Origin of the sequence: Sphingobium ummariense RL-3, from assembly GCF_000447205.1 — a bacterium.
In the GTDB taxonomy this organism is placed as follows: domain Bacteria; phylum Pseudomonadota; class Alphaproteobacteria; order Sphingomonadales; family Sphingomonadaceae; genus Sphingobium; species Sphingobium ummariense.
Window position 1 is genome coordinate 1 of record NZ_AUWY01000131.1, and the last position, 1,826, is coordinate 1,826.

Annotated in this window: 3 protein-coding genes; 1 reads left to right on the forward strand and 2 read right to left on the reverse strand. The window is 57.6% G+C overall.

The annotated features are described in order from the left end of the window. The coding region (locus M529_RS49525) for a TonB-dependent receptor plug domain-containing protein (protein ID WP_330217791.1) at nt 1-750 on the reverse strand (750 nt) is incomplete at its 3' end. Next, entirely contained in the window at nt 732-911 is a 180-nt protein-coding gene (locus tag M529_RS50470) for a hypothetical protein (RefSeq protein WP_021319972.1), read from the reverse strand. The genes M529_RS49525 and M529_RS50470, both read right to left, overlap by 19 nt. Before the next feature lie 255 nt (nt 912-1,166). Between M529_RS50470 and M529_RS47915 the strand changes: the two genes are divergently transcribed. Continuing rightward, the coding region (locus M529_RS47915; protein WP_152522677.1) for a TetR/AcrR family transcriptional regulator at nt 1,167-1,826 on the forward strand (660 nt) is incomplete at its 3' end.

Sequence of the window (1,826 nt, forward strand, 5' to 3'; positions counted from 1 at the left end):
AAATCCGTCATCGTTCCGTCCGTCCAATCTCCGCCAAGCATGCTCAAGCTTCACGATTTTTGCAACAGAGCCGGCCGGGGCGAAAGCGATGTTCAGCGCCGGATAGTCTGACGGGATCGCCGCATTCTGCTGCACGATAGCGATGGCCTGCGGCGCTTGCGGATCGCTTTTGTTCTGCCAGGCATTGAGATTGAGTTCGAAGGACAGGCGTTCAGACGGCTTCCAGTCCGCCAGGAAACGGATCGCCTTGGTGTCCTTCTTGCCCAGCCTGTCATCGCGGGTATGGCTCTTCTGCCATTCGTCACCGCGCGCGACCCGGCCTGCAAGGCGGACGCGCAGCGTGTTGGTGAGCGGTCCGCTCAGGAAACCTTCCAGTTCAACCGTATCGAACCGGCCGTAGGACAGCGATCCACCGGCCGACAGGTCGCTGGTGGGCTTGGCCGCGATATAGTTGATCGCGCCGCCGGTTGAATTCTGGCCGAACAGCGTGCCCTGCGGCCCCTTGAGCACTTCAAGCCGATCGAGATCGAACGCGGTCAGCGATGTGAGCGTCGGGAAAGGGAGCGGCACCTGATCCAGATAGACGCTGACGTCAGGATAGGCGGCCAGCGTCGATTCGAAGAAGCCGACACCACGCAGCGTATAGACCGGTGTGTCGTTGGCGGTCTGCGAGAATGTCAGGCCGGGCACGATCTGCGCGACATCGGCAAGGTTCGATATCTGCTGGTTCTTCAGCGCATCGCCGCTGATCGCGGAAACCGAAAGGCCGACATCTTCTGGCTGCGCTTGTTGGCCGTAACGATGATTTCATCGCCGGAACCTGCGGCAGGGCCATCCTGTCCCCACGCCGGCACCGCCAACGCCGCCGAAACCGCGCACGTGACCAGCGCCAAAGATCTGACCTCGCTCATAAACCTCTCCCTGCATTTCATTGTCTTGCTGATATTTGCTTGGAAAAAGCCGCGCGAAGCCCGGCTGCTTTCGACTCGGATAATCGCCGATCTCATTTTTAGTGTAAAGCCTAAATTAGTCTGCCTCCAATTTTTCCATATTGTCGGCGACGGACGCCCTGAAACACGCAAAGGAAAGATCGTTGGATTACCGGGCTTTTTACGATAGGGGCCAAGGCCTACATTGGGCGCAGTATCTCTGGGGATCCGGCTTTAGTGGTACGTGAACAGAACAAGGAGGAACGCCGCAGTCGTATTCTCGGCGCTGCTGAAAAGCTGATCCGGGAACTGGGCACTGTGGAGTTCTCGATGAGAGAACTCGCTGCGCGCGCACATATCAGCCATTATACGTCTTACAACCTGATCGGGAACAAGGGCACGGTCCTTTACACCCTTCTGCATCGCGCAATCGATCGCATAACCAATTTGCCCAGCCAGGCCGACCCCAATTTCGATCCGCTCAGCTATGCTTTCGACATGGGCGACTTGGCAGTCGAGTTCTACGTATCTGACCCGGATTTTTTCAGGCCGCTGTTACGGTTCCTGTTCGGTGTTTCCGACGCCGAACTGCGCCCGGCTTTCATGAATAAAGGCGTGCGGCACTGGCATGCGGTCGCTTTGGCGATCTGGCAGAGTGGCGATTTGGTGGGCCACGTGTCTCCGGAAGATTTCGCCAGTATGATCAACACCTATTTCGGCGGAGCGCTTGGCCTCTGGAGCCACGACAACATTGATGCGGCCGTGTTCTTTGCGCACATACGCCACGCCATGGCTATTTCGCTGCTCGCATGTGGCAATAAACAATGGGAAGCGAGACTTGTAGCTGTAGGCGATTGCAAAGATACTGGCCTCTGCTCGCAAACAGCGCGGATTTCT